Source organism: Streptomyces aurantiacus (genome assembly GCF_001418335.1).
Classification (GTDB): domain Bacteria; phylum Actinomycetota; class Actinomycetes; order Streptomycetales; family Streptomycetaceae; genus Streptomyces; species Streptomyces aurantiacus.
The window spans coordinates 1-3078 of record NZ_LIPP01000357.1 but is presented as its reverse complement, the minus strand read 5'-3'; the positions used below and the strand labels follow the sequence as shown (position 1 = coordinate 3078).

The following is a 3078-nucleotide window of genomic DNA, read 5'->3' as shown; positions in this document are numbered from 1 at the left end:
CATCCCAACTCACCACTGGAGCCTCACCCGCAGGCAGAGCCCCACCCGCAGCCACAGCCGCCAAAGAAGAAGCCCCCGCGCCGCGCTCTCCCCGCCGTACCGCAGCCCGCGTACACCTCCCCGGACCTTCTCCGGACGGCCGTCGACGTCCTCGCGCGCCTCCGTCGCGAAGACCCCCGCCTCCTCCTCTCGGCCACCGACGCCGAGCACCTCGCCCCCGGTGTCGCCGCCTGGCTCGAACGCGACCTCACCCCCACCGACGTACGCGAGGTCCTGGCCCACGACCTGCCACCCGAGCCCCTGCGCCGCCCGGCCGCCTTCCTGGCCCACCGCCTCACCGCGAAGCTCCCACCGCTGCCGCGGTACCGCGCCCCCGCAGCGCCCCCGACCGTCAGGCACCCCCACCGGAACTGCGACGGCTGCGACCGCAGTTTCCGTTCGCCCCATCCCGGCGCACGCTGCCGCGACTGCCGATCCGGTCCTCCGGAATTCACAGCGACACCGACGCCATAACGGCAAGATGACCCGCACTGCCCCACCATGACCACCATGACCGCCATGGCCGCCATGATCGCTATGAGGACGTCCTCCCGCACTCGACAGGACCCCATATGCTTCCCCCTTTCGCCTCGACCGGACATCTTCCGCTGGGCCGGTACTCCGTCTCCTTCGACGAGGCGGAGAAGATGCTCGTCAGCGCCCCCGAGTTCGAGGAATCCTCAACTCGCACAGAGCTGTGGGACGGCCTTCACGACTATCTCGATCCCTTCCTCACCCTTGAGGACACCTACGGGGACGACCTCGGCGGCCTTCCCCTCATCCACGGGCTGTGGCTGGGCGGCAGCTTCGTCAGCGCCAAACTCGACCCCGGGAACATCGACGCCACTGTCCTCGTCGACACACGCGCCGAACATGTCGTACGGGGAAAGCCGGGCTCGAAATGGCTGACCACCGCCTTCCAGAGCCGGGACCGACTGAAAGAGAAGTACGGCGTCTCACCGCTTCGCATCGGGTACCGGCCTGTTGCGCATATCTTCGAGCCGGACCGCTTCACTCCCGACGAACGGACATACTTCACACAACGGGGTGTGTGGGACGACTGGTGGCAGCGCTGTCGACTGCCGGATCAGGACGACCGCTCGCCGTCCGAAGAGAGTGCCGCCCCGGCACGCGGCTATCTGGAGGTGCGACTGTGACCGGCGACAGCTGGCGCGAGCGCAGGCGCGCGCTCGCGGGGGACGATCCCGCCGAGACCGAGCGTGCCGCGCGGCTGCTCGACACGTTGGGCACCGAGGACCGGGACGACGAGGAGATCGAGGCCGAACACCGGGCGAGCCGCCTGGCCGCCGCCCGCGAGTACGCTCCGGACGCCCGGCTCGAAGAGGAACTCCAGCTCCGGCTGACCGGACCCGACACCGCCGGCGGTGCTCTCCGCTTCGGGTGGGGTGACGCGCTGCTCGAACCCGTGGAGCACATGGTCTCCGTGGCCGCAGGGACGCCGGTGCAGCTGGAACTCACCGGCATCTCCGTCGGCAGTACCGTCGTGCACGCGCGACCTGTCGCCGTTCCTGCCGACCCGGCCGAACCCGAGGGCCTGGACGTCTCCGCCACATCGGCCGCCGCCTCGGGGCTCGGCACCCTCACCACGCTGCTCGACGCGCTGGAATCGGAGCGCGACGTCCGCGAATGGGTAAAGCTCTTCGACGCGGTCGAAGCGGTGTCCCGTGCACTGAGCCGATACGAACTGAACCTCGGGGTGACCTGGTACGACGCCGACGGCGGGTTGCGCCGCGCCCGGCTGACCGAGCGGGGCAGGCACTACGTGAAACGGCTCCGGGAGACAAAGGACCGCGACCAGGAGATCACCATCTCCGGCAGGGTCACTGAGCTACGGGAAAGCGGCTTGGTGAAAGTGAAGACGGGCACCGCGAAGAACGCGCCTGCCTACGATGTCCGTTTCGAGGACGCGGGAGAACTGCTGCGGATGCGCCCCGGACTGGGAGACAACGTCCATTTCCACGTCCGTTTCCGGCAGCAGCTCGACTCGATGGGCATCGCCCGGTCCACCGAGTACACCTACCTGGGGCAGGCGGCGGAACAGACATCGCTGCCGCTCGAACCGTAGGAGCGAGGCGATCGAGAGCGCGGTCGGTGTCGGCTGTGCTCGCCTCCAGGCGTCGCCGCCCGCGCTCACGGCGCGGCTCACGGCGCGGCTCACGGCACGGCTTACGGCACGGAAGGCCCCGTGAGCAGGCGGCCCTTCGTGTCGTACGGCCAGACATTGGGGGTGCAGCCGTGCATGCCCTTGATCTGTTGCATCATCGCCGGGGCCGGCTTGCCCGCGCCTGGGCACGTCACATGGCCGTGGCCGAGGAAGTGGCCGACCTCGTGGTTGATGATCAGCGCCCGGTAGGCGTCCACGTCGTCGGCGTAGACCGGGGTCGCCAGCAGCCACCGCTTGAGGTTGACCACGACGTCCTGCCCCACGCTGCAGTTGACCTCGCCGCGGGTGTTCAGGCCGTAGCGGCCGCAGATCTCGTCCACCGTTCCCGGTGTGGCGAGCCGTACGACAAAGTCGGACGGGCCGTTCGAGACGCGCCGGAAACCGGAATTCCCGTCGGCCGTCCAGCCGCGCGGGTCGGCCAGTACGCCCTCCACCTGCCGGGCCACATCGGCGGCCGACTGCTCAAGGCCGTCCTCGACCACGACCTTGTAGCGCAGCACGCGGGCCCCCTTCCCCACGGTCCCGCTCGTGCCACCGGCGGTGGTGAACGTGCCGGGGCCCGACAAGGGTATGGAGCGTGAGGAGGAGTCCGGCGATTCGCGGCCCTTCCCACCGAGCTTGCCGTCCTCCTCGACCGTCGCCGACACGGACGCCGACGCGGAGGCGCCGCCGCTCGGATCCGTCGACGCCGAACCCGTCGGTGCCTGGCCGGAGGGCCGTGGCCGGGCGGCGGCATCCGACTCGTCGTCGGAACTGGAAGCCGTGGTGGTCGTCCCGTTCACCGCCAGGGCAGCGGCGGACAACACCGCGACCGCGGCCAGACCCCACAGCAGGGGCCCCCTCCGCTTCCAACC

General features: G+C 70.0%; 4 protein-coding genes. 2 read left to right on the top strand and 2 right to left on the bottom strand.

Going from position 1 to position 3078, the window contains the following annotated elements; genetic code table 11:
* Window positions 1-9: 9 nt before the first annotated feature.
* Window positions 10-330, bottom strand: a complete 321-nt coding sequence (locus tag AOK01_RS46700) for a hypothetical protein (protein WP_157871615.1) — start codon at window positions 328-330, stop codon at window positions 10-12.
* A 281-nt stretch (window positions 331-611) separates the two neighbouring features.
* Between AOK01_RS46700 and AOK01_RS34995 the strand changes: the two genes are divergently transcribed.
* Together AOK01_RS34995 and AOK01_RS34990 are read left to right on the top strand one after the other, a co-directional pair.
* A complete protein-coding gene (locus tag AOK01_RS34995; RefSeq protein ID WP_055518849.1) occupies window positions 612-1196 on the top strand; it encodes a DUF6932 family protein in 585 nt (194 codons plus the stop codon).
* Window positions 1193-2125, top strand: a complete 933-nt coding sequence (locus AOK01_RS34990) for a hypothetical protein (RefSeq protein ID WP_055518847.1) — start codon at window positions 1193-1195, stop codon at window positions 2123-2125. Before AOK01_RS34995 ends, AOK01_RS34990 begins: the two co-directional genes overlap by 4 nt.
* A 101-nt stretch (window positions 2126-2226) precedes the next feature.
* Here AOK01_RS34990 and AOK01_RS34985 read toward each other — a convergent pair.
* Window positions 2227-3078 (bottom strand): DUF3152 domain-containing protein (locus AOK01_RS34985; RefSeq protein ID WP_055518846.1); only part of this gene is annotated, 852 nt, incomplete at its 5' end.

What these genes read in the sequence shown, in the direction of transcription:
- AOK01_RS34995 (WP_055518849.1), top strand. Translation starts at nt 612, where the DNA reads ATGCTTCCCCCTTTCGCCTCGACCGGACATCTTCCGCTGGGCCGGTAC.